At 68.1% G+C, this 23,173-nt stretch carries 26 protein-coding genes and 1 tRNA gene; 16 read left to right on the top strand and 11 right to left on the bottom strand.

Annotation, left to right across the window (positions count from 1 at the left end; genetic code table 11):
- Positions 1-123 precede the first annotated feature (123 nt).
- Positions 124-1,092 (bottom strand): SDR family NAD(P)-dependent oxidoreductase, encoded by a 969-nt coding sequence (locus C4T42_RS23015; protein WP_103985913.1) that lies wholly within the window; start codon positions 1,090-1,092, stop codon positions 124-126.
- A 135-nt stretch (positions 1,093-1,227) separates the two neighbouring features.
- Between C4T42_RS23015 and C4T42_RS23010 the strand changes: the two genes are divergently transcribed.
- Both C4T42_RS23010 and C4T42_RS23005 read left to right on the top strand, forming a co-directional pair.
- Positions 1,228-1,887 carry a TetR/AcrR family transcriptional regulator gene (locus tag C4T42_RS23010; protein WP_103985912.1) on the top strand — a complete coding sequence of 220 codons (660 nt, stop codon included), beginning with the start codon at positions 1,228-1,230 and terminating at the stop codon, positions 1,885-1,887.
- Between the two features lie 214 nt (positions 1,888-2,101).
- On the top strand, positions 2,102-3,604 hold the full coding sequence (locus C4T42_RS23005; RefSeq protein WP_103985924.1) for an aldehyde dehydrogenase family protein: 1,503 nt from the start codon (positions 2,102-2,104) through the stop codon (positions 3,602-3,604).
- A 36-nt stretch (positions 3,605-3,640) separates the two neighbouring features.
- Here the strand turns inward: C4T42_RS23005 and C4T42_RS23000 are convergent, their stop codons facing one another.
- Positions 3,641-4,663 (bottom strand): LysR family transcriptional regulator, encoded by a 1,023-nt coding sequence (locus tag C4T42_RS23000; RefSeq protein WP_170861864.1) that lies wholly within the window; start codon positions 4,661-4,663, stop codon positions 3,641-3,643.
- 100 nt (positions 4,664-4,763) lie between these two features.
- On the opposite strand from C4T42_RS23000, the gene C4T42_RS22995 reads away from it, so the two are divergent.
- The 6 genes from C4T42_RS22995 to C4T42_RS22970 all read left to right on the top strand — a co-directional run bounded on the left by C4T42_RS22995 (position 4,764) and on the right by C4T42_RS22970 (position 9,520).
- Positions 4,764-5,651 (top strand): alpha/beta hydrolase, encoded by an 888-nt coding sequence (locus C4T42_RS22995; RefSeq protein ID WP_103985911.1) that lies wholly within the window; start codon positions 4,764-4,766, stop codon positions 5,649-5,651.
- A gap of 29 nt (positions 5,652-5,680) precedes the next feature.
- Positions 5,681-6,505 carry an alpha/beta hydrolase gene (locus C4T42_RS22990; protein WP_103985910.1) on the top strand — a complete coding sequence of 275 codons (825 nt, stop codon included), beginning with the start codon at positions 5,681-5,683 and terminating at the stop codon, positions 6,503-6,505.
- Between the two features lie 30 nt (positions 6,506-6,535).
- Positions 6,536-7,504 carry an MBL fold metallo-hydrolase gene (locus tag C4T42_RS22985; RefSeq protein WP_103985909.1) on the top strand — a complete coding sequence of 323 codons (969 nt, stop codon included), beginning with the start codon at positions 6,536-6,538 and terminating at the stop codon, positions 7,502-7,504.
- An 83-nt stretch (positions 7,505-7,587) separates the two neighbouring features.
- On the top strand, positions 7,588-8,247 hold the full coding sequence (locus C4T42_RS22980) for a pyridoxamine 5'-phosphate oxidase family protein (RefSeq protein WP_075381795.1): 660 nt from the start codon (positions 7,588-7,590) through the stop codon (positions 8,245-8,247).
- Positions 8,248-8,393: 146 nt separating this feature from the next.
- A complete protein-coding gene (locus C4T42_RS22975; RefSeq protein WP_181049203.1) occupies positions 8,394-9,188 on the top strand; it encodes an MBL fold metallo-hydrolase in 795 nt (264 codons plus the stop codon).
- Between the two features lie 35 nt (positions 9,189-9,223).
- Positions 9,224-9,520: an SH3-like domain-containing protein gene (locus C4T42_RS22970; RefSeq protein WP_103985907.1), complete on the top strand. Its 297-nt coding sequence runs from the start codon at positions 9,224-9,226 to the stop codon at positions 9,518-9,520.
- Between the two features lie 650 nt (positions 9,521-10,170).
- On the opposite strand, the gene C4T42_RS22965 is transcribed toward C4T42_RS22970, so the two are convergent.
- Entirely contained in the window at positions 10,171-10,506 is a 336-nt protein-coding gene (locus C4T42_RS22965; RefSeq protein WP_103985906.1) for a helix-turn-helix transcriptional regulator, read from the bottom strand.
- Between the two features lie 100 nt (positions 10,507-10,606).
- Positions 10,607-11,872 carry a site-specific integrase gene (locus C4T42_RS22960; protein WP_103985905.1) on the bottom strand — a complete coding sequence of 422 codons (1,266 nt, stop codon included), beginning with the start codon at positions 11,870-11,872 and terminating at the stop codon, positions 10,607-10,609.
- A gap of 141 nt (positions 11,873-12,013) precedes the next feature.
- Here C4T42_RS22960 and C4T42_RS32050 point away from each other — a divergent pair.
- Together C4T42_RS32050 and C4T42_RS22955 are read left to right on the top strand one after the other, a co-directional pair.
- Positions 12,014-12,075: transfer RNA gene (locus C4T42_RS32050), tRNA-Ser, on the top strand.
- Between the two features lie 116 nt (positions 12,076-12,191).
- Positions 12,192-12,479 (top strand): hypothetical protein, encoded by a 288-nt coding sequence (locus tag C4T42_RS22955; protein ID WP_012322505.1) that lies wholly within the window; start codon positions 12,192-12,194, stop codon positions 12,477-12,479.
- A gap of 73 nt (positions 12,480-12,552) precedes the next feature.
- Here C4T42_RS22955 and C4T42_RS22950 read toward each other — a convergent pair whose 3' ends face one another.
- Complete coding sequence (locus tag C4T42_RS22950) at positions 12,553-13,491, bottom strand: hypothetical protein (protein ID WP_244603260.1); 939 nt, start codon at positions 13,489-13,491, stop codon at positions 12,553-12,555.
- 262 nt (positions 13,492-13,753) lie between these two features.
- Here C4T42_RS22950 and C4T42_RS22945 point away from each other — a divergent pair, with 262 nt between their 5' ends.
- Positions 13,754-13,933 carry a hypothetical protein gene (locus tag C4T42_RS22945; protein ID WP_103985903.1) on the top strand — a complete coding sequence of 60 codons (180 nt, stop codon included), beginning with the start codon at positions 13,754-13,756 and terminating at the stop codon, positions 13,931-13,933.
- Positions 13,934-13,951: 18 nt separating this feature from the next.
- On the opposite strand, the gene C4T42_RS22940 is transcribed toward C4T42_RS22945, so the two are convergent.
- The gene (locus C4T42_RS22940; RefSeq protein WP_020092862.1) at positions 13,952-14,242 is read right to left on the bottom strand and encodes a PilZ domain-containing protein; all 291 of its coding nucleotides are present in this window, start codon (positions 14,240-14,242) and stop codon (positions 13,952-13,954) included.
- A 407-nt stretch (positions 14,243-14,649) separates the two neighbouring features.
- Here C4T42_RS22940 and C4T42_RS22935 point away from each other — a divergent pair, with 407 nt between their 5' ends.
- Positions 14,650-15,693: a hypothetical protein gene (locus tag C4T42_RS22935; RefSeq protein WP_042672017.1), complete on the top strand. Its 1,044-nt coding sequence runs from the start codon at positions 14,650-14,652 to the stop codon at positions 15,691-15,693.
- Between the two features lie 16 nt (positions 15,694-15,709).
- On the opposite strand, the gene C4T42_RS22930 is transcribed toward C4T42_RS22935, so the two are convergent.
- Both C4T42_RS22930 and C4T42_RS22925 read right to left on the bottom strand, forming a co-directional pair.
- Positions 15,710-16,051 (bottom strand): hypothetical protein, encoded by a 342-nt coding sequence (locus C4T42_RS22930; RefSeq protein ID WP_042672018.1) that lies wholly within the window; start codon positions 16,049-16,051, stop codon positions 15,710-15,712.
- Positions 16,052-16,133: 82 nt separating this feature from the next.
- On the bottom strand, positions 16,134-16,997 hold the full coding sequence (locus C4T42_RS22925; protein ID WP_042672019.1) for a formyltransferase family protein: 864 nt from the start codon (positions 16,995-16,997) through the stop codon (positions 16,134-16,136).
- 199 nt (positions 16,998-17,196) lie between these two features.
- On the opposite strand from C4T42_RS22925, the gene C4T42_RS22920 reads away from it, so the two are divergent.
- Entirely contained in the window at positions 17,197-18,795 is a 1,599-nt protein-coding gene (locus tag C4T42_RS22920) for a cryptochrome/photolyase family protein (RefSeq protein WP_020092857.1), read from the top strand.
- On the opposite strand, the gene bcsS is transcribed toward C4T42_RS22920, so the two are convergent.
- Entirely contained in the window at positions 18,762-19,487 is a 726-nt protein-coding gene (gene bcsS, locus C4T42_RS22915) for a cellulose biosynthesis protein BcsS (RefSeq protein WP_020092856.1), read from the bottom strand. The two genes, C4T42_RS22920 and bcsS, sit on opposite strands and share 34 nt — an antisense overlap.
- Positions 19,488-19,780: 293 nt before the next feature.
- Between bcsS and C4T42_RS22910 the strand changes: the two genes are divergently transcribed.
- Positions 19,781-20,383, top strand: coding sequence for an exopolysaccharide biosynthesis protein (locus tag C4T42_RS22910; RefSeq protein ID WP_267965786.1), 603 nt, complete (start codon positions 19,781-19,783; stop codon positions 20,381-20,383).
- Between the two features lie 9 nt (positions 20,384-20,392).
- Here the strand turns inward: C4T42_RS22910 and C4T42_RS22905 are convergent, their stop codons facing one another.
- On the bottom strand, positions 20,393-20,905 hold the full coding sequence (locus tag C4T42_RS22905) for a winged helix DNA-binding protein (protein ID WP_020092854.1): 513 nt from the start codon (positions 20,903-20,905) through the stop codon (positions 20,393-20,395).
- Positions 20,906-21,065: 160 nt separating this feature from the next.
- Positions 21,066-21,476: a DUF6163 family protein gene (locus tag C4T42_RS32880; protein ID WP_042672025.1), complete on the bottom strand. Its 411-nt coding sequence runs from the start codon at positions 21,474-21,476 to the stop codon at positions 21,066-21,068.
- A gap of 259 nt (positions 21,477-21,735) precedes the next feature.
- Between C4T42_RS32880 and hemB the strand changes: the two genes are divergently transcribed.
- Both hemB and C4T42_RS22890 read left to right on the top strand, forming a co-directional pair.
- The gene (hemB, locus tag C4T42_RS22895; protein ID WP_026604877.1) at positions 21,736-22,794 is read left to right on the top strand and encodes a porphobilinogen synthase; all 1,059 of its coding nucleotides are present in this window, start codon (positions 21,736-21,738) and stop codon (positions 22,792-22,794) included.
- On the top strand, positions 22,791-23,159 hold the full coding sequence (locus C4T42_RS22890) for a hypothetical protein (protein ID WP_020092850.1): 369 nt from the start codon (positions 22,791-22,793) through the stop codon (positions 23,157-23,159). The genes hemB and C4T42_RS22890 overlap by 4 nt, the downstream gene beginning before the upstream one ends.
- Positions 23,160-23,173: the final 14 nt, after the last annotated feature.

The following is a 23,173-nucleotide window of genomic DNA, read 5'->3' as shown; positions in this document are numbered from 1 at the left end:
CCAGTCACTAGATGTCCATTATGTGCGTCCCCGAAACGGACATCGTCCAAGCCGGCGGCTACGCTATTCTGACGTTGGGACACATCAAGCACGTGGAGCCGGGCCGCGCCGAGCAAGACGCGCTCAGTAGCGCTCGCCAACCAAGTCCTCGCTCTTCGCCCAAAGCGCACGCGCGCGCTCGGGATCCAGCGCATAGGAGCGCACGCCCTCGCTGACGGGAGTGATCAACCCGTCGGTGATCCCGGACACGTGGCAGTTCTCGCAATAGCGGCCGCCGACTGCCTCCGCCGACGCCACGAAGGCCGCCCAAACCGACGTGGCAGCTCCTTCGGGAATGGTCTTCCAGGCAAAAGCAGGCTTGCCGGCCGCAGCGAGGTCGGCGTTGATCCGCTCGACCGACTGGGCGACGGCGCCCTGGCCCACATGCCGACCGAGCTCGGTCTGGATGCCGCCGGGGTGCAGGGCCGTCGCCCGCACGTCGCGCGTCCTGTGCCGCCGGTCGAACTCCACCGCGAACTGGATGTTGGCCGTCTTCGAGCGCCCGTACGCCACCATCGGGTCGTAGGGCGTGTGCTTGAAGCCCGGGTCGTCGAGATCCGGTTCCGCGTAGCGATGACCGGCCGAGGCGACCATGACCAGCCGGCCGCCGTCCCGGATCAAGGACGCGATCCGGTTCACGAGGACGAAGTGCCCGAGGTGGTTCGTGCCGAACTGCGTCTCGAAGCCGTCGGTCGTGCGACCCATCGGCGTGGCCATGACGCCGGCGTTGGCGATGACGACGTCGAACGGCCTGCCGTCCGCCAGCAGCGCGTCGGCGCAGGCTCGGACGCTCGCCAGGGAGGCGAGATCGAGCGCGACCAATTCAAGACTTCCGCCATGCGCCGCCTGATCGCGCACCACGGTAGTCGCCGCCTCGGCCTTGGCGAGATCCCGCGCCGTGCCGACGACCTGCGCCCCGTGCGCAACAAGGGCGCGGGCCGTCTCGACGCCAAGCCCCGCAGAGACGCCGGTGACGAGCACGCGCTTTTTGTTGAGATCGACGCCCGCGAGCACCTCGTCGGTGGTCGAGGTCGCCCCGAATGATGCGGCCATGTTGCTCTCCTTGCCAGTGGACACACCTCGCCCGCCGCCCGCGAAACCATTGTTCGCCGGCCTACAAGTCGATAAGAGGAGGTTGCCTCCGTTTAAATACGGAGGGATCCTCCGTTTAGCAAGAGGTGGTAGCCCGTGGCCGAAGAGGAGCCTCGTCCGGCAGCCCGCAGGCCGCGTGCCGACGCCCAGCGCAATCGCGCCCGGCTGCTCGACACGGCCAAGGTGACCTTCGCCGAGAAGGGCGCGGCCGCCGGCTTGGAGGAGATCGCGCGCGCGGCAGGCGTGGGTGTTGGCACGCTCTACCGCCATTTCCCGACCCGCGACGCCCTGATCGAGGCGGTCTACAGGAACGAGACCGCGCATCTCGCAGAGGCCGCGGAGCGGCTCACAGCCACCCGTTCCCCGACGGAGGCCCTGCGGGAATGGATGCTGGTGTTCGTCGACTACATGGCGACGAAGCAGGGCATGTCGGAGGCCCTCAATGCGATGACGGACGGACCGGCCGGCCTGTACGCCGCGTCCGGCGCCCAAATTAAGCAGTCCATGGCCATGTTGTGCGACCGCGCGGTCGCCGCGGGGGAGATCCAACTCGGCATGGAGCCGCTCGACCTGCTGCGGGCGGTGGCAAGCGTGGCCAACATCAGCTCCGGCCCGGACCGGAGGCAATCGGCCATGCGCCTCGTCGATATCCTGGTCACGGGTCTCGAAAAGTCCGCTCGCGACGAAGCGGGACGCTCGATTGCGGCTCGCGCCAAGGGCGCGCCCAGTCAGCAATCTCGCTGGTCAACGCCGTGAGCGCGTGGGTTTCGGCAAGAGGTGTGCTGCAGTTGGGTCACCGCCTTCCGGGTATGGTGATGCGGACACCGTGCTCATCTCGCCGACCGGATCCCTCCGGAGCGGCAGAGAAGCCCTTATCGCGCCGACCGTCGGCACACCGTTCGAATGGGTGGTCGCTTTCCACGACGGCTCGGCTTGGTTTCAACACCGAGATCGCCCTATGCCCGCTCCCATGACGACCACCATCGCGCGCCTCGTATCGGGAACTCCTGTGCCTTTCGGCGGGGACCGTCTGACCGTGATCACGCCGGAACTCGCGGAGGCCTTCCAGCCCGGCGATCATCTGCTGGTCCTGCAGGAGACCGGAGACCTGCTCCACATCCCCGCGGCTCAGATCGCCTTGGCCGCTTCCGCGGTGGACCGGGCGCATGCCGCCTTCATGGCGATGTCGGCCATACCGGATCGGGCCGTCGAGCGGTTCTTCGACCGTTTCGCTGCGCTCCTCGAAGATCCTTCGGCTTGGCGTGCCATCGCCGAGGCGAACCGGCAGGATGTCGAGCGCGCCCAGGGCAGTGGCCGTTCGACGACCCGGCTCGTCGCCACCGATCGGATGCGGCAGGACATGATCGCGGGCCTTCGGGCGTGGCGTGACAGCGAGACGTTGCGCGGCCGCGTGGTCGAACGCATCGTCCATACTGGCTGGACGGTCGAGCAGGTGGCGGCACCGCTCGGGGTGGTCGGCTTCGTCTTCGAGGGACGCCCGAACGTGCTCGCCGATGCAGCGGGTGTCCTGCGCAGCGGCAACACGGCCGTCTTCCGCATCGGTAGCGACGCGCTCGGCACCGCACAGGCAATCATGCGGCACGCCCTCGTGCCCGCGCTCGATGAGGCCGGCCTCCCGCCCGGAGCCATCTCGCTCGTCGAGAGCCCGGAACGGTCGACTGGCTGGGCGCTCTTCGCGGACCGCCGGCTCTCGCTGGCGGTGGCACGCGGATCGGGTCGTGCCGTAGCCCAGCTTGGGAGCGTCGCCCGGCAGGCCGGCACGGCGGTCAGCCTTCACGGAACCGGAGGCGCTTGGATGGTTGCCGACCGCGACGCGGATGCGGGGCGCTTCTCCGCGACTGTCGAAGCCTCCTTGGACCGGAAGGTCTGCAATACGCTGAACGTGTGCTGCATCCATCGCGCCCGGGTGACAGACCTGGTGCCGGCCTTCCTGGCGGCCCTGGAGGCCGCCGGCCGAGCGCGCGGCTTCGGATGCAAGCTTCACGTGGTCGTGGGCGACGAGACCGTTCTGCCGGAGGCCTGGCGTACCGCCACCGTCCGGGTCCGGCGCGCCGAGAGCGAACGCACCGAGCCGCTGACGGAGATCCAATCGGAGGGTGATCTCGGCCACGAGTGGGAGTGGGAGGACACGCCCGAGGTCAGCCTGAAGATCGTTGATGATCTCGATCACGCGGTCACGCTGTTCAATCGCCACAGCCCGCGTTTCGCCGCATCGTTGATCAGTCAGGACCCGGAGGCGCATCGCCGCTTCTACGACACGGTGAACGCGCCCTTCGTGGGCGACGGGTTCACCCGGTGGGTCGACGGGCAATACGCCCTGAACCAGCCCGAACTCGGGCTGTCCAACTGGCAGAGCGGCCGTCTCCTCTCCCGGAGCGCCATCCTGTCTGGAAGCGGCGTCTTCACTGTGCGCAGCCGCGTCACCCAGGATGATCCGCGGTTGAGGCGTTGAAGGGGCGGCACGCCGCGGGATCCACGCGGCGACCGGTCATGAAGTTCCCGATGGCCAGCCGGCGCCATCCTCATTCGGCATCAATCGCCGGCGCGAGACCTCGCCATCGAGCCTTTCCCGGCAGGACGGTTGGTCCTCGGGATGCGGCGGGGTGCGGTCGAAGTCGGCCTTCAGGCGGACGGCGGCGAAGTCCATGAAGGTCCGCACTTTGGCGAGCGACAGTCGGTCCGGTAGCGTGATGAGATGTACGGGCACGGGCGGCGGCTCGTCCTCTGGAAGTAGGACGACTAGGCTGCCGCCGGAGACTTCCTGCTGGATCTTGTAGGAGAAGATCCGGGCGATGCCCTCGCCGTCGACCGCCGCGCTGACGGCGGCCTCGTCGGTGTTGACCATCAGGCGCGGCTTGACCCGGACCGTGCGGGGCACTCTGCCTCCGGCCAAGGGCGGAAAACTCCAGATGTCGTTCGGGCTCGTGGGCTCGATGCCGATGAAGTCGTGCTGCGCCAGATCGGACAGGGACGCGATTGGCGGCCGGCCATCCAGGTACTTCGGCGATGCACACAGAACGTGTCGAACTTCGCCGATGCGTACCGCTATCAGGTTAGACTCCTGAAGCGGGGCGATCCGGAGCGCGACGTCGATGCCCTCATCGAGGAGGTTCGTGATCCGATTGAGCAGCAGGTAGCGGACCTGCATCGCAGGATATGCCTTCAGGAACTCACCCACGACCGGGCGCAGGACCCGTGTCCCGAACATCACCGGCGCTGTGACGGTCAGGACGCCCCGCGGGGCAGCCCGATGTCCGGCAGCGGCGAGGTCGGCATCATCCAAGTCCGTCAGCACCCTGCGGCAGACGGCCGCGTACTGCTCGCCGGCCTCGGTCAATTGCAGCCGTCGTGTCGTCCGGTGCAGGAGCTGAACACCGACATGGTTCTCAAGAGCGGCGATGGCCCGCGTCACGGCGGCGGGCGAGCGATTGAGACGTCGGCCAGCGGATGCGAGACTACCTTCGTCGAGGGCGGCGACGAACACCCGCATCGCGTCGAGACGGTCGATCATTGTTCCGCCCCGCGAAATCAAGGATTCCGTAGCTTAGGCATTCTGTCATCGATCACAATACGCTAACTTCGATCAACTGCTTCGATGCGAAGGGGGCCATGTGACTGATCCCGGCAGCATTCCGGTCACCCATTACCGCACCGCCAAGGTCGAGGACGTGAACGTCTTCTACCGGGAAGCCGGCCCCGCGAGCGCTCCGGTCGTGTTGCTGTTGCACGGCTTCCCGACCTCATCGCACATGTTCCGCAACCTGATCCCGCTCCTCGCGGACCGCTACCGCGTCATCGCCCCCGACTATCCAGGCTTCGGCGGCAGCGACGCGCCCGATCACCGGACGTTCGCTTATACGTTCGCGCACTATGCCGACCTCGTCGATGGGCTTCTCTCCCAACTGGGGGCGGACCGCTACGCGATGTACGTGATGGATTACGGTGCCCCGGTTGGCTATCGGCTCGCCCTCAAGCATCCCGAACGCGTCAGCGCGTTAATCGTCCAGAACGGCAACGCGTACGAGGAGGGGCTGAAGGCGTTCTGGGATCCCATCAAGGCCTACTGGCGGGAGGATACCCCGGAGCGGCGCGAGGCTCTCGCCTTCTTGGTCGCGCCGGAAACGACAAAGTTTCAGTACGTCGACGGCGTGGCCGACGTGACCCGGATCGATCCGGACAACTGGCTGCACGACCAGGTGCTCCTCGACAGGCCGGGCAACAAGGACATCCAGCTCGACCTCTTCCGCGACTACGGCACCAATGTACCGCTCTACCCGCAATTCCAGGCCTTCTTCCGCGCGCGCAGGCCCCCGACGCTGATCGTCTGGGGCAAGAACGACACCATCTTCCCGGCCGACGGCGCGCATCCGTACCTGCGGGACCTACCAGATGCCGAGCTGCATCTGCTCGATACCGGGCACTTCGCCCTCGAAGACAAGCTCGACGTCATGGCGCCGATGATTCGGGACTTCCTCGACCGTAACGATGGCGGCGGCTGACATGCGGATGGCACGCGAGGGGACGGCGCATGGGCACGATCAAGGTCGAGGACGGCGCCGAGATCTTTTTCAAGGACTGGGGCGAGGGGCAACCCGTGGTCTTCAGCCACGGCTGGCCTCTCAGCGCCGACGCCTTCGAGGATCAGATGTTCTTCCTCGCCAGCGCGGGGTACCGCTGCATCGCGCATGACAGGCGCGGGCACGGCCGCTCCAGCCAGCCCTGGACCGGCAACGACCTCGATACCTACGCGGACGACCTGGCCGCGCTGGTCCGGGCTCTCGACCTTCGGGAGGTCGTGCATGTCGGCCACTCGACGGGAGGGGGCGAAGTCGCCCGCTACATCGGCAGGCACGGCACGGATCAGGTCGCGAAGGCCGTCCTGATCGGCGCCATCCCGCCGCTGATGCTCAAGGGCGTCAAAAATCCAGACGGGACGCCCATCGAGGCGTTCGACGCTCTCCGCTCCGCCGTGCAGGCTGACCGGTCGCGGTTCTGGAAAGACCTGAGCCTGCCGTTCTACGGCTACAACCGTCCAGGGGCAGCCATTTCGGAGGGCGTACGCGAGGCGTTCTGGCTGCAGGGTATGATGGCAGGCTTCCCCGCTTCGTATTTCTGCATCAAGGCGTTCTCAGAGACGGACCTGACGCAAGATCTCGCCCGCTTCGATGTCCCGACGCTGGTCATTCACGGGAGCGACGATCAGATCGTGCCGATCAAGGCTTCGGCGATGCGGTCTTCAAAGATGATCAAGGATGCGAAGCTCTTGGTCTACGACGGCGCCCCCCACGGATTGTGCACCACCCACAAGGACCGCGTGAACGCAGATCTTCTCGATTTCTTGTCGACGCCATAACGGCCCGTCCGCCAAAAGGAGAGCCGCGTGATGCCGTCATCTCAGTTTCAGCTCTCCCACAGCGGACTCTGCCTCTGTGGCACGCCGGATACGACATTCGGGGCAAACGGCACGTGGCTCTCCCCGAGGCAATCCTTCGCTAAAGCGCGCGGGATCGTCGAGACGATCAAGTCCAAGGCGGCAACGGCTGCCATCAAGGTCCACCATCTCCGCGGCAACATCGCGGTCTTGGAGGGATCTGGCGGCAACATCGCGGTACAGGCGGGCCGCGCCGGCAAGGTGCTCGTCGATGCCGGTATCGCCGTGTCGCGCCCGCAGGTCGCCTCAGCGCTCGCGACGCTCGGTCCAGAACCGATCACGCATCTTATCAACACGCATTGGCACTTCGATCACGCCGACGGGAACGCTTGGCTTCACGAGCTGTCTCCGACAATCATTGCCCATGTGAACACGCGCCGGCACCTATCGACCACGCAGCGCGTCGAGGACTGGGACTTCGACTTCGTGCCGCTTCCGGATGCGGCACTGCCGACCGAGGTGTTCGCAACAGATCACCGCCTGAGCCTCGACGGCGCGAACCTGGCGTTGCGCTACTATGGGCCCGCCCACACGGACAGTGACATCTCGGTTCACTTCGAGGAGCCCGACGTCCTGCATGTCGCCGACACGTACTGGAACGGCGTCTACCCCTTCATCGACTATTCGACCGGCGGTGGCATCGACGGGAGCATCCGTGCTGCGGAAGCCAATCTTGCCCAGGCGACCGAAAGCACCATCGTCATCCCCGGCCACGGCTATCCAGTCAGCGACCGCGCGGGGCTGCAGCGGTTCCGCGACATGCTCGTCACGGTGCGGGACAAGGTCGCCGCGCTGAAGGCGCAGGGACGATCACTGGAAGAGATCGTGGCGGCGAGACCTACGGCAGCCTTCGACGAAGTCTGGGGCCGGTTCGTCATTACGCCGGCTCTCTTCACTCGACTGGTTCACGAAGGTGTCTGAGCGGGTACGGCCAACTCAATAAATGAGTTGCCGACAGCGCCGAACGATCCGACCGGGCACGATTTGGCGGAAGGAGTGGCAATATGAGTCGCAGGTACTCGGACGTCGCTTTCACGCCGGCGGTGAGGGCGCTCCAAGAGGCGCAGGGAAGCCGAAATCACTACGCCCGGTACGACGCGCTCGATGAACCTGACGCTCGGCTCGGTCCCGGCGAGCGCGCTTTCATCGCGGCACGCGATGGTTTCTACATCGCCACGGTCTCGCAGACCGGCTGGCCTTACGTTCAGTTCCGCGGCGGTCCTCCAGGCTTCCTGAAGGTCCTCGGCGAGGCTGACCTGGGCTTTGCCGATTTTCGCGGCAATCGGCAGTACGTGACGGCCGGAAATGTTTCGGTCGAAGACCGTGTCTCCCTGTTCATGATGGACTATCCGGGCCGGCGCCGCCTGAAAGTGTTTGGCCGCATGCGTGCCGTCGACGGGAGCGTCGACCCCGAACACGTCAACCGCTTCGCCCCGCCCGGCTACCGGGCCGTGATCGAACGTGCCTTCCTGATCAGGGTCGAGGCATTCGATTGGAACTGCCCGCAACACATCACGCCTCGCTTTACCAGCGGTGAGATCGCTGCCGAACCGGCGCTCCGCGAATGGATCTGTGCCGAGGCGCAGGAGCGAACAGGGCAACCTGGATCGCCCGGAGCCAGCGCCACCAAAGTGCCCGGTCTGAGCCAGGAGACAACGGCATGATCGGGTCAGAAGACCCGACAGATAGCCGGTCCGTGCGCGCCGCAGCGGCGCCCACCCCGCCCGCTCCCCCGAATGTGGGGACGCGGGCACCTTATCGGTTCAGGCATGGTCCCCATGAAGTCACTGTCTTCAGCGACGGGCAACTGATGCTACCCACGACGCTGTTGGCGCCTCAGGCGCCAGCAGCCGACCGGAGAGCGGCGCTGGAGATCGCCGGTCTTGTCTCGGAGAATTACGAACCCGCGGCCAACATCCCCCTGATCCGCAGCGGTGAGGACTTGATCCTGTTCGATACCGGCGGAGTGGATTTCCAGCCAGGTCTTGGCTGGCTCTCGCGACACCTCACGACTTCGGGCATCGACGCCGGCAGCATCACGAAGGTGGTCCTCACCCACGGTCACCCGGACCACATCTGGGGGACCGTTCTGGCAGACGGTGCTTTGCGCTTCCCCAATGCCACCTACTACGCCGGCGCGGCCGAATGGGACTTCTGGAACCACGACGACGTCTGGACGAAGCTGCCCGATGCGCAGCGACCATTCGCGATCGGGGCCCGGCGTCAGTACGCTGCCGTGCGCGACCGGGTGATCATGATGCGCTCGGGAGACGAGGTGATCTCCGGTATCCGAGCCATCGCGACCCCAGGCCACACGCCGGGCCACCTGTCCTTTGAGGTGTCTGGAGGCGACGGGCTGATCATCGTCGGCGACGTCGTCACGACGCCATCCGTATACTTCCCGAATCCGAAGTGGACGTTCGGCTTCGACGCCGACGACGGGCAGGCCATCGACAGTCGTGTTCGCCTGCTCGACCGCGCGGCGCGTGAGCGCACGATACTGCTCGGTTATCACTGGCCCTACCCGGGCGTGGGCTACGCCGAGCGAGACGGCGCAGGGTACCATTACCTTCAGGGGCACGACCGGCCGGACACTGTCGAATGACCATCATCGCGTGAGGCGAGAGGGTCGTAAGGGCGATGGGTGAGATGCCCACCTTCGAAGTCGGGGCGCGGGTCAGGATCTCTCAGCGCCACCCGGTCGGGCACTATCGCGTCCCGCTCTACCTGCGCGGCCATGACGGCGTGGTCGAGAGGGTCATCGAGCCGGCCGGGATCGACAACGAGGAGGAAGCGTACGGACGCAACGCCGGTTCGAAGCTGCACTACTACCGCGTCGCCTTCGCAATGGCGCAGCTCTGGCCCGGTTATGCGGCCGCATCGCGTGACAGCCTGCGTATCGAGGTGTTCGAGACCTGGCTTGAGAGGATCGGGTAATGAGCGCACACGCGGAGCCGCACGACGATCATCACGGGCACGATCAACCCCTCGCGGAGATCGTCCACTCGGGACGACCGAAAGAACGTCCTTGGAAATGGTCATAGGTTCTCCTTCGGTGCACTTGCCTATGTCGGTGTTGTCCCCGGCGGAATGCTTGGGCAACGATAATCAGTATTGATAAATATTCCGGGCGGAACCGGAGTTTCGGCGCAGGGATAGCCTAATATCCGAACTAAAGTACGCTCGAATTAAGCTCGCAAGTCGCGCTGATCCGGTGAGCTTGACGGTCCGGACGGATGTAGCTTCGTTTACCTAATAGTCTCGCCTTCCATTTGTTCAATGAAGTCGTCAACCGCCTGAGGCTTATAGCGGACTGGGGCTCGCCTACCGTTCCCGAGGCGGATGTATTTTGGCCCTCTCAACTGACTTCGCCACCAAACGACGGTCTTGGGGACGATGCCGAGACGATATGCTACCTGTTCGGTCGTGAGAAGGGAGTCAGAGGTATGTGCGGTTGCTTTGGTTTTGTTCATCTTTGCCGGCCTCGATAGGCTTGTTTCGATAAGCCGTTTGATCACGCCGGTTTGTCACAATTAGCCGAACTTAGATTCGGTATCCGTCATATCCGCCGCCTATCCGTCGGCGTCCTAATCGTCCGTCAGCAATCCTTTGCGTCGCGCATCCTCAATCTCGCGGGCGTTGCGCTCCTGCCACTCTTTGTCCGTCAGCTTTGATCGAGCCCGGTGCCGCTCAAGCTCCGCGAGGTCAGTGCGGACCGATAAGGGAAAGCGTTTCGAGTCCTCGCCGATCTTGCGCACATCAAGCTCAAGCCCGAGAGCGTGAAGCGCCCGGATGATCAGCACGAGGCCCGGCCCCTTCGCGTCTCCCGTCAGCGCCGACGACGAACGCCATTTTTCGATCGTCCGCTCGCTCAGGTCGATCTTCTCGGCGAACTCAGCCTGCGACATGCCTGCGTCGATCATGGCCGAGAATATGGCTCTCAGGATCTCGTTGGCCGCGCGGCTTTCCTTGTCGGCCGTATGCGGCAGTGGGGCGGGGGCGAGCTTCGACGCCTATCGACCATTAAGCCGTTTCTCCCTTTGCCGACGGCTCGGGATGCCCGCGCTCAAAACCGGCCGCGCTTAGCACATACGCTTCCCACTCAGCAAAAGCCGCGACCCGCTCTTTGAGCAAGGGGGCTCGATTGTAGATGCCGACGACGCCGCCGAAGCTCCCTGAAACGTGATTGATCGCTCGCTCAAGTACGGGAAGAGGCACGCCTAGTTCACCGTGAGCGTGCGTCACGAAGCTTCTTCTGAGGTCGTGTAACGTCCAATGAGGTAAAGGTTTCGCCTTCGGGTTTGTCTCGCGCCGCGCCGCCAAAATTGACTTGTCGAGGTTTTTTTTCGCCTTGTCGGCATAACCGAAGACAGTCCCGTGTCTCGTCGAGAACACAAGCCTGCTATAGCGGGGGCGCGCGGTTATGATCCGCAGACAGGTTTCGCAGAGCGGCACTTCGTGAGCGCGCTTGTTCTTAGTGCGAGCGCCGGGAAGGTTCCACATACGGCCGTCTTCGTCGATCTCCGCGTCGGTCATCTCGAAGACCTCACCGCGCCTCTGGCCGGTAAGCATGAGGAATCGCACGAGAGCGCCGAACGTATCGCCGGAAGCGACGGCGGCCCGATAAATATCGCCTAGCTCTTCGCGAGAAAGGACCCGCTCGCGGCGAGCGTCAGGTCCCGCCCGAGCCGTATCGGCAACGGGGTTCGTCTCGCATAGGCCGCTCGCCTGCGCCCACGAGAAGAGCTTCCGCACGTAAGCACGAGCAAGGTTCGAACTGCGCACTTTCCCGCGGCCCGCAATCGCCTGAAGCGCGCCCGAAATATCGGCTCGCGTGATCTCGGCGAACGCCTTGCTCTCGATCGCTCGGAACTCCTTTTCCAGCACCCTTCGGTACTCAGCCGCACTCCGCGTCCTCAGGCGGGCGTCCACGTGCTTCGTTAGGAACTCGTCTCGGACTTCGCCAAACGTCTTCGCCCGAGCACGCTCGGCCTCGGCTTGTTTCTTGGCCTTCGAGGGGTCGTCGCCGCGCGCGACCTTCCCTGCCAACTCTCGGGCGATGCGGCGCGCATCTTCGAGCCCGACCTTCCGAGCGTCAGCGATCGTGACCATCCGGGTTGGGGCCCCGCGGCTGTTCCCCGCCCGATAACGGAACACGTATCGGCGCTGCCCGGTCGGGTAGATGCGCACGCCGAAGCCGGGCGTTGCGTCTTCGTAGAGGATGTAATCTTTCGCCTCGGGCTCTAATGCGCCGATCCGCCCGATCGTGAGCTTCGCAACGTTCGTCATACCCGTCCCGCGCAGTCCCGTGCGCACGCCGTGCGCACGGTGTATCGGTCTGACCGGCTCTTGCTGGCCAAGCTTGGGCTTATCCTATAACATGTTGCGGAGCAATTTCAGCCCCTTACGCGCTAAGTGCCTGATTTTTCAGATCGCGTTCAGTCTGACTTTTAATCTGTAGGTCCTGGGTTCGAGTCCCAGCGCGCTCACCACATCCTCGATCCTCACTTTTGACATCCGGCGCGGTCGGCGCCCTGCCCACACGAAAATCGGAACCCCTGGTTGCGCTTTGGGTTGGGGTCCCAACGCAACTGCGAAGGAGTCACCGATGCGCAAGCTCGCTCTCATCTCCGCCGTCACCCTGTCCCTCGGCGCGCTCGGCGCCACCGGCGCCCAGGCGCAGGGTTATGGCTACGGCTACGGCGGCCACCACGGCTACGGCTATGGCCGCGGCTACGATCGCGGCTACGGCCACCGGCGCGATTTCGGCTACCGCCGTCACCGCGGCCTGTCGACCGGGGCCGCCATCGGTCTCGGCATCGCGGGCGCGGCCGCCGGCGCCGCCGCGGCGGGCGCCTTCGACCGGGGTCCGGGCTATTACGGCCGCGGTTACTGAGCCGCCGCGCACCTGAGGGAGCAGAGCCCCGCCGCCACCGCGGCGGGGCTCTCGCTTTCTGAAGCGGCCGGCCTCAGCGCAGCCAGCGCCGGATCCGCTCCCGGAGCGTCGGGCGGACGGCCCGCCGCGCGCGCGCCGCCGCGAAGCGATCGATGCGGATCCGGTCGTTCGGGAGCTGCCGCAGGAACCGCTCGGCGATCTCGAAGACGACGATGTCGGGCCGGACGTCCTCGACGTAGGCCCAGTCGATGTTCGCCGACCAGATCGCGTGCACCTCGGCGAAGGTCTCCGCCAGCATCGCCGTGAGCCGGGCGCCCGGGCTGTAGATGTAGGAATCGCCGAACAGCACCACGCGGCGCCGATCTGGCGCCTCCGGGTTCCTCAGGACGACGCGGGATCCGACGAACAATCCGCGCGGCCGCACCGCCCGGCCGGATTCCCGCACGGCCACCAGGGCGTTCGCGTCGATCCGAGCCGCGCGGCGCGCGAAATCGTAGGCGACGTACGCCTCGTCGACCGGCGGGACGAGCTTCTCGCCGAGGTCGAAGGTGAAGCACTCGGTCGCGCCGGTCCCCGCGAAGACGTGCGCCGCCACCGGCGCGTCCAGGGCCTCGCAAAGCGCGCGGTACGCCGTCAGGTAGCCGCGGTAGGTCCAATGCGTGTCCGTCCGCAGGTAGACGGGCTCCTCGGCCCGCGCCGCCAGCAGCGGTGCTTGCAGGTCGACCATCGGGGCCCCGCTGTCCCCGGCGACGAGCCGGGCGAGCCGAACCCCGGGCGGGTCGTCGAGCCCCGGGAAGGGGCGGCCGAGCAGGTCCGGATAGATCGCGAGCTTGTCGGGGACGACGGTGTGCACGTGCCGGATCCCGAGGTCGTCGAGGCGCCGCGCGCGCCGCCCGATGAGCCGCGTCCAGCGCTTCAGGATCCGCCGCGAGGTCGCGGTGTCGCCGTAGAAGGCTTCGACCTCGCGGGCGCGTCCGACCCAGTACAGCCAGCCATCGTGTCCGACGGCCACGCCGTTGCCGCTCGTCTTCAAAGCTTCCGGCCTCCCGCCGCCCGCCACAATCCCGTCGATGACGCTGGGCTTCCGCCTCGATGGATCCGCGCGGGATTGCAACCCCTTCGTCCCCGGGAGAGGCGGGAGCGCGCCGGCGGCTTTCCCGGCGCGCCGCCGCTTTCGCCCGCGTATCCGCGCCGCGGTGAAACTTTATGGCCGCGCCGCGGGTACTCCCGTCAGGCGCATCACACGGCGCGGCGTTGCGAAGAAGGGTCGACCCATGTCCGCGCTTGTCACGTTCGTCGGCTGCGGCCTGGTCCTGTCCGGGTTCGCGGCCGAGAAGTTCGCCGAGCGTCGCTGGCTCGCGGCGAGCCGGCCCGCACCCCTCGACACCCTCGCGGTCCTGGCGCTGGCGCTGTCGGCCGTCGGGCTCACGCTGATGGCGACGCTCGCGGTCTGAGCCCGCAGGGTCGACCTCTCACACGGCCTCGCCGCAGAACAGGACGCCGACCGTCCGCTCCTTCCGCCAGACGAGCTGGACCGCGTAGCGCATCTCGGCGCTCGCCAGCACGAGGTCGAACACGTCCTCCAGCAGCACCGCCTGCGAACCCAGGAACTCCAGCATCGCGCCGCGATCGGAGATGTTCATGACCTGGCAGGGATAGCGCGCGCCGTCCCGTTGCTGGGCGAAGGCCAGCAGGGCGGTGGGTCTCCGCTCGGTCGCCCGGCGTTCCGCGACGGCGGCAGGGGTGCTGGCGTTGCGGGACACGGCCGAAGTTCCTGCCCTGGTCGGCCGGTATGGCGCGATATCAGTAAAAATGCGCCGGATTCGCTAACATGTTATTGATGATCGACATCCGAGCGTCAGAATAGCAAGTCGCGCCCTGTCTATCGGACCGGTCTCCGGTAATCACCGCCGGTCTCGTCTCGGCGGCCCTTCGCCGGCCTTGATGAACCGGCCGATCAGGAGGCCGAGCGGGATCGACACCAGGAACCAATTGCGCAGGAATCGCAGGGCGGTCATCGGCTCGCTCCCATGGCGCGGCGGGTGCCGCATCCGCGGGCGCCCGTGGCCGGCGTCGCCGATGCGATGCTGTAACCTATCTGGTCTTGTGGGCGGGTTCTGCCAGTGCGATCCTGGGCGAGGCCGCGCCGAGAGGATATCCGGAGACGATCATGCGCATCCGCCCCGGCACCGCCCTGATGGCGTGCTTCGCGATCGGCGTTCCGACGGTCGCGGCCGCCGAGGCGCCCGGACAGCCGCCGCGCGCCGCGCCGGCGACGGATCCGGCGTCCGCACCGCAGCCGTGGCCGCCGAATTTCTCCCGCAGCGTGCAGGGTACCGGGGTGATGGGCCTCGATGGCGGCCACGTCTTCCTCTGGAACCGGCCCCAAGGCTTCGATCCGGTCTCGACGCTGCGGGTCGACCGGCACGTGCCGGAGGGGTCGGGCGAGGCCACCCACACCTACAAGGCGCTCTGGGCGCTCGGATCCACCGGCCCGCACAATGCCGGCTACGAGTGGACGATCACGGGCGAGCTGCACAACCACGCCCTCGCGAGCACCGGCGCGCAGAACGTCGCGGTCAACGGCACGATCTTCAAGGAGCCCAACGGGCTGGGGCCGGTCGGGCCCTCCTGGGCCGGCAATTTCAACTGTGTCGACATGACCGACGAGGCCGATCCGGTCGCCTCCTGCATCGGCGCCGAGATCGACGTCTCGGCGCAGTCGCCGACCACCGACCGCAACCGCCAGCGGGTCGGACTGCAGATCTCCACCGGCGGCGTTCCGGGCGCCCATACCGGCTACGGGATCCTGATGGGCAACCTCACCGGCTCCATCACCGACCGGGCGATCTCGTTCCAGGGGGAGGGGACCTACGGCATCGGCATCGACGCCGCCGCCGCGCGCTTCACCGGCGTCCCGATGCTGCTCGCGGCCGGGCAGGCGATCGGGCTCGACGGCAACCGCGAGGGCGGCTTCTCCCGCAGCCTCGGCTTCGACGGGCGCGATCTGGTCTACGGCACGGCGGCCGGGCCGGTCATGCGCGTGAGCGACAACGGGCAGATCGAGGCCGCTTCCATCCGCGAGAGCCTGCCGCGGCCGCCCGCGAGCAGCCGCGCGCCCTGCACCCCCGGCGACCACGCCTGGGACGAGGCCTACGAGTACCGCTGCGTCGCGCCCGACCGCTGGAGGCGCGCGGTGCTCAGCGACTGGTGAGCGCCGCCGCCCGCCGTCAGCGGTCGAGGATGCGAACCACCGCGCGGGTGTCGGGATCGACGACCACGATCTTGTCGCCCGGCGCCACGAAGTAGCCGAAGCGGCGCAGCCGCGGGTTCGGGGCCTCCGTGAAGGGCGCGAGCCGCACGTCGGGCGGCACGATGCTGCCGGGTCGCAGCGGGATCGATCCGACGATCGGGCCCGGACCCACCGGCCGGCGCACGATGTAGTCGCGCACCACCACGTCGTCGTCGGGGCCGAACTCGTCGGGCGTGACGATCACCGCCTGCGCGAGGGCGGAGCCGGTGAACAGCGCGGCGAAACCGAGGGCTGCGGCGAAGCTGGCGCGGGTCGACATGGCGGACTCCCGTGGGGCCCCGGCGGAGTGCCCGGGCCGCCGGAAACATCGGGGTCGGCGTTCGGGTTCCCGGACGGGCCGGTCAGCGGCCGATCTGCCCGGCCTCCGCGAGGGGAACCGGCGACCAGCGGGTCAGCTGGACGTACCCGTCGAGGGCCGCCACCACGACGTGGCGGCGGTGGCGGTGCACCACCGCTCCGGGCGTGTGCGCGTGGCGCTCCTGCCACCCCTGCGCCTCCGCCACGTAGACCCGGGCATCGCCGAGCCGCGCGATCGTCTCGACCGTGCCGAAGGCCCGCACCCGGCGCAGGACCGTCTCGACGTCCTGCCGGAAGTCGAGCGTCCGGTCGGCGTCGGTCGCGCGCGGCCAGTAGGAGCCGTCACCCTGCGGCTCGGAGCGCCGCCAGCGGTTGGGCAGGTCGCGGCCGAGGGGGCCCGCGGCGAGGCGGCGCGCCGCCATCTGGCACTTGGCGAGCAGCGTCTCGTGGCTCTCGCGGGGGCTCAGGGCGAAGATCTCCTGCGCCAGGATATCGCCGGTGTCGAACCCGTCGGCGAGCACGTGGGCGGTGACGCCCCAGGTCTCGTAGCGGTCGAGGATCGCCCGGAACAGCGGGTAGGGGCCGCGGCCCGTCGGGAGCGGGGAGGGGTGGAAGTTGAGGCCGTAGGCGGCGCGGCCCTTCCAGCCCTTGATGAGCCAGGGATAGCCCGCGACCACGAGTGCCCAGTCGCGCCCGTGCTCGGCCTGGAGCGCCTCGATGTCCCGCTCGCGGATCCGCGAGAGCTGAATCGGCAGCCGCAAGGACCGGGCGCGGGCGACGACGACCTCGTTGTGGTCGTAGACCCCGTCGCAGGGGCGCGTGAACAGTTTCACCGGCGTCCAGCCGGCGTCCAGCAGACCCTCGAAGACCCCGCCGAGGAAGTCGATGCCGGCGAACGCGAACTTCATGCTTGCCGCCTGCGACCTTGTGCACGTGGAGGGCCCGGGTCCGCCGCCTGCCCGGCCGCGTCCCCGGGCCTACCTTGATTGGGCCGGCGGCGGTGGCAAGGGGGAACGGCGTGGTTCGGGTGATCTTCGACGGCGGGACCGGAGGGTTCGGCCGCGCCGCGGATGGCGAACGCTCCGCTCCGGACTGGAAGGTCTAGGCATGGCTGGGAAACGCCGCGCCGCGCCGTCCGGAACCCTGCGCTTCGTCCTCGGCGATCAGCTGACCCGCCGGGTGTCGAGCCTCGTCGACCTCGACGCCGAGCGCGACGTCGTGCTGATCGTCGAGGTCCGCGACGAGGCGACGTATGTCCGCCACCACAAGCAGAAGATCGCCTTCCTGTTCGCCGCCATGCGCCACTTCGCGGCCGAGCTGGAGGCGGAGGGGATCACGGTCGCGTACGTGCGCCTCACCGACGCGGGCAACACCGGCAGCTTCACCGGCGAGCTGGAGCGCGCCGTGGCGCGCCACCGGCCGGAGCGGGTCGTGGTGACCGAGCCGGGCGAGTGGCGCGTCTGGGAGATGATGCAGGACTGGCGCGAGACCCTGGCGATCCCGGTCGAGATCCGTGCCGACAACCGCTTCCTGTGCCCGCGGGAGGATTTCGCCCGCTGGGCGGAGGGCCGGCATCATCTGCGGATGGAGACCTTCTACCGGGGCATGCGGCGCCGGACCGGCCTCCTGATGGACGACGGCGAGCCCGCGGGCGGCCGCTGGAACTACGACCCCGAGAACCGCAAGCGCCTGCCCAGGGGGCATCGTCCGCCGGACCGGATCGGCTTCCAGCCCGATTCCGTCACGCGCGCGGTCATCGCCCTCGTGGAGGCCGAGTTCGGCGACCATTTCGGTGATCTCACCGGCTTCTCCTGGCCGGTGACCCGGGCCGACGCCCTCGCGGCGCTCCGGCACTTCCTGGCCGACGCCCTGCCGACCTTCGGCGACTATCAGGACGCGATGAAGACCGGCGCGCCGTTCCTGTACCACGCGCTCCTGTCGCCCGCCCTCAACGCCGGGCTGCTCACCGCCGAGGAGGTGTGCTGGGCCGCCGAGCGCGCCTACCGCGACGGCGCGGCGCCGCTCCACTGCGTCGAGGGCTTCATCCGGCAGATCCTCGGCTGGCGGGAATACGTGCGCGGCCTCTACTGGGCCCGGATGCCCGCCTACCGCGACAGCAACGCCCTCGGCGCGGGCCGCGACCTGCCGTGGTTCTACTGGTCCGGCGAGACGGCGCTGAACTGCGTCGCGCAGGTCGTCGCCGAGACGCGCGCCCACGCCTACGCCCACCACATCCAGCGCCTGATGGTGACCGGCAACTTCGCCCTCATCGCCGGCCTCGACCCGGCTCAGGTTGAGGAATGGTACCTGATCGTGTTCGCGGACGCCTACGAGTGGGTCGAGCTGCCCAACGTCCACGGCATGGTGCTGTGGGCCGACGGCGGCGTCATGGGCTCCAAGCCCTACGCGGCCTCGGGCGCCTATATCGACCGGATGTCCGATTACTGCGCGTCCTGCCCGTACGACGTGAAGGTCAAGGCCGGGCCGGAGGCGTGCCCGTTCAACTATCTCTACTGGAACTTCCTCATCGAGAACGAGGACCGGCTGGCGGGCAATCAGCGGATGGCCATGCCGTACCGGACACTCCGCGGGCTGGGCGACAGGCGCCGCGCCGAGATCCGCCGCGACGCGGCCGCGTTCCTCGACGCCCTCGAAGCCCGGCCGAGCGCCGATCAGAGGGGCGACCAGACGGACAGGCTCAGGTAGGGGCAGGCGCGGCCCCGGCCGCTCTCGGACTGGAGGCCCGCCGACGCGCGGAAGCTGTACCGGCCGAGGGCGAAGTCGGTCCCGTGCAGGCCGAGGCTCCACTTCGCGTAGCCGGTCCCGTCCGTGTAGAGGGCGGCCTCGGGCCCCAGATAGGTCTCCCAGAGCCGGTAGCCCCAGGCGAGGCGCGCCCACAGGCTGTCGCGGGACGACCCCGCGACGGCGCTCGCCTGGAGCAGCGTCGCCTCGCTCGGGCGTGCCCAGACCTCGCCGTGGAGCCGGAGCCCGAAGCGCGTCGGCAGGGCGTCGAAGAGCGGCCCCGCGATCAGCATCTCCCGCGCGATCTCGGGCCCGGCAAAGGCCGCGACCGCGCCCCAGTCGAAGACCCACTGGTACCCGGCCAGGGCGGCGGCGGCGACCGTGTAGCGCGTGCGGGGGCCGTCCGGACCGGACTCCGCGCGCCGCCCGCCACCGACGCTCGCCAGCGCGGTGAACCCGTCCTGCGCGAGGGAGGTGAGGCCGGCCTTCGCCCCGACGGTCAGGAAGGTGTCGCCGCCGGCGTCGAGGCTGCCGAACAGCAGCGTGTCGATCTCGCTGCCGCCGGCGGGGTGCGAGACGGCCGCCTGTCCCGCGAGCAGAACCGCGAGAACGGGCGCGCGTCCAGCGATCTTCGGGCGAGGGCGCTGGTTCGGCACAGTCGAGCCTCCGACGTTTACGGACGAAGGTAAGAGAAAATTAACCGCGTTTCATCGCGATCCGCTCGCGATCCCCCGGAATTGTCGGATTCGCGCGCCGATCTTCGGGTCGCAGGGACGAGGTTGCTTCGGAAAGGTGCGTCGGCGCGCGCGCTGTGCTGGCCGGGACTTCGCGGGCCGTCCGCCGCGCGTCCGCCCGCGGGACGCCATCGCGCTGTCGCGAATCTGCCGTGCTTGGCGTGCCAGATGTTCTCGGCTAGAGCCCCCGCGGGAAAGCGAAGGTTGGCAGATCCTTGACCTCCGGTGCACGAACGTCGGACGTCCTCACCGTGCTGGCGAGCCAGGAGGGCGAGCGCCTCACCGTGGGCGACATCGTCGCGGTCCTGCGGGACCGTGCCTTCGCGCTGCTCGTGGTCCTGCTCGGGCTGCCGAACTGCCTGCCCATGCCGCCGCCGATCCCGCTGATCTGCGGCCTGCTCCTGCTCCTCGTGGCGATCCAGATCGCCGCCGGGATGTCGGCGCCGTGGCTGCCGCGGATGCTCCTCGGCCGCTCGATCGCCCTAACGGATGTCCGGCGCGCCGTCACCCGCGCGGTGCCGATCCTGCGCCGCCTGGAGCGCTGGTCGCGCCCCCGCGTCAGCGTGTTCGAGACCGCGCTCGGCATGCGCGGCATGGGGATCGTCCTGCTCGCCCTGGCGCTGGCGCTGATCGTGGCCGCGCCCATCGTCGGTCAGATCCCGCTGGGTCTCGCCGTCTGCCTGGTCGGGCTCGGTCTCGTCGAGCGCGACGGTCTGGTCGTGCTGGGCGGTCTCGTGATCGGGATGTTCGGCGTCGCCATCAACGCCGGCTTCGCCTACGCGGTGATCGCCGGGATCATCGGCCTGCTGAACCTCTGAGGGCGCGCCTCAGAGGCGGTAGCGGATCTGATCGGTCCAGAAGCGCTCCAGGCGGGTGAGGGCCTGGTTCAGGCGAATGAAGTCCTCCTCCGAGATCCCGCCAATCGGCGTGATCGTCCGGGCATGCTTGTCGTAGAGCCCCTGGATGATCTCGTGAACCTGGCGGCCCTTGTCGGTCAGGCTGATCCGGACGGAGCGCCGGTCGGTCTTCGAGCGGGCGTGGTGGAGATAGCCGGCCTCGACAAGCTTCTTCACGTTGTACGAGACGTTGGAGCCCAGGTAGTAGCCCTTGGTCCGCAGCTCGCTCGCGGTCAGCTCCTTGTCGCCGATGTTGTACAGGAGCAGCGCCTGGACGCTGTTGACGTCCTCGCGGCCGCGGCGCTCGAACTCGTCCTTGATCACGTCGAGCAGCCGGCGATGCAGCCGCTCCACGAGGTGCAGCGCCTCGAGGTAGGAGCCCTTGGTGGAGGCGGCTTCCTCGGGGGCCTCGACCTGCGCGACTCGGGCGTTCTGGGTCTTCATCTCTGCCTCGCCATCCGATGATCCGGCACCCGTTGGATGCGGCGCCGTTGATGATGGCTAAGCTAGGGCTCGGGAATGAAAGGCGATTTAAGCGACAGGATGAATTCGCGATTTACTCTTCGCGGTAAAGACAAACTGAATGAAGACAAGAACGGTTCGTTCACCGTGCTTCCTGCGCGGCCAGCCAGGACAGCAGGAAGTACAACGTCACAACACAGCCTCCGAATACGAGCAGCGGCACCGATAACGGCAAGAGTTGCGGTGTCAGGACAGCGAGCGTCATCGCCGACGTGACGGCGAGCAACCAGATCACGCCGCCCCAGGCGCTCGTCAGCCACAATCCGATCGCCGCCGCGGCGTCGATCACCGCGAAGTAGACGATCGCGGATTGGCGGCCGAACGGCTCGGCCTCGAAGGGGCGCACGCCCGGCAGGACGTCGAGGATGGTCGCCCAGGCGAAGACGCTCTTCAGCAGCCAGACGAGGGCCGTGAGCCGCATGAACCAGATCAGCACTGTGTCCCACGTGCCGGACGCGGGGCCCTGGGCCCGCTCGATGCGGTCGCTCGGGATGCCGCCCGGCCGCGGCGTCCTGCGCCGGATCGGAAAGTAGCTGGGCACTATCGAGCGCTCGCGGATGGTGGGGGCCGGTTCATGGCGAAGGGCCGGGATCCTGATCGATCGGGCGGGGGTCGCCGGGTTGAAGCGGTTCCGCCGTCCGGCGTCAACGGTCGGGTTTCGTTGCGCCGGCCCGGTGTGGTAGTCGATCGCCTCCGGCGCACGGGCGCCGCACGATCCGCGGCGTGGTCCGCGCGAACGGTAGCGAAGCCGCATGTCAGACACCCTGCCAGAGCCGCGCCCTCTCGCCGTGGAGGCCGCTCGCGAGGGCGCCCGCGTGGAGGGTCTGAAGATCACCCAGCGCCCGCGCCGGAACCGGAAAGCCGACTGGTCGCGCCGCCTCGTCCGCGAGCACACCCTGACGGTCGACGACCTGATCTGGCCGATGTTCGTGATCGACGGCGAGGGCCGCCGCGAGCCGGTCGCCTCGATGCCGGGCGTCGAGCGCCTCTCGGTGGACGAGATCGTCCGCGACGCGGAGCGCGCCGCGAAGCTCGGCATCCCGGCGGTGTCGTTCTTCCCCTACACGGAGGTGTCGCTGCGCGACCCGACCGGCTCGGAGGCGCTGAACGCCAACAACCTCGTCTGCCGGGCGGTCCGCGCCGTGAAGCGGGCCGTGCCCGAGATCGGGATCATGACCGACGTGGCGCTCGATCCCTACACGAGCCACGGCCACGACGGCCTGATGCGGGACGGCGCGATCCTCAACGACGAGACGGTCGCGGTCCTCGTCGAGCAGAGCCTGATCCAGGCCGAGGCCGGGACCGACATCATCGCGCCCTCCGACATGATGGACGGGCGCGTCGGCGCGATCCGCGCGGGCCTCGACAAGGCCGGCTTCCTCGACGTGCAGATCATGGCCTACGCGGCGAAATACGCCAGCGCCTTCTACGGGCCGTTCCGGGACGCGATCGGCACCAAGGCGGCGCTGGTCGGCGACAAGCGCACCTACCAGATGGATCCCGGCAACTCGGCCGAGGCCCTGCGCGAGGTCCGACTCGACCTCGACGAGGGCGCGGATTCGGTGATGGTGAAGCCGGGCCTGCCCTATCTCGACATCATCCGCCGGGTGCGGGACGAGTTCCAGGTGCCGACCTTCGCCTACCAAGTGTCGGGCGAGTACGCGATGATCGAGGCGGCCGCCCGCAACGGCTGGCTCGACGGCGACCGCGCGATGGTCGAGGCGCTCCTCGCCTTCAAGCGGGCCGGCGCCGACGGCGTCCTCACCTATCACGCGCCGCGGGTCGCGGAGCGCCTGCGCAACCATCCGTGAAGCGCGGGCACCGCTGGCTCCTCGGGGCCGCGGTCGTGGTCGGCTTCCTCGGGGGGCTCGTCGCCTGCCAGGACACCCTGCGCCGGGATCGCGTCGCCACCTGCCGCCGGGCGCTCCCGGCGGTCGCGCCGCAGGACGGGATCCGGCTCCTTCGGGCGGCGCCGGGGCCGTCGGCGAATTCGGTGCGCGTCGACTACGCCGACGGGAACCGGCAGCACTGGCTGACCTGCCGCTTCGATGCCGGCACGACCCTGGTCGCCCTCGCCACCGAGGCGAGCACCCTGTCGGGCCCGTCCCTCTACATGCTCAAGCGCTTCTACCTCGACACGCCCGACGCCGCGGCCGGAGACCCGGCCGGGCGCTGAGGCGCGCCCACGCC

The organism is Methylobacterium sp. 190mf, from assembly GCF_900107945.1.
Classification (GTDB): Bacteria; Pseudomonadota; Alphaproteobacteria; order Rhizobiales; family Beijerinckiaceae; genus Methylobacterium.
Note: the sequence above shows the minus strand (reverse complement) of the source record. Positions and strands in the feature narration are given on the sequence as shown.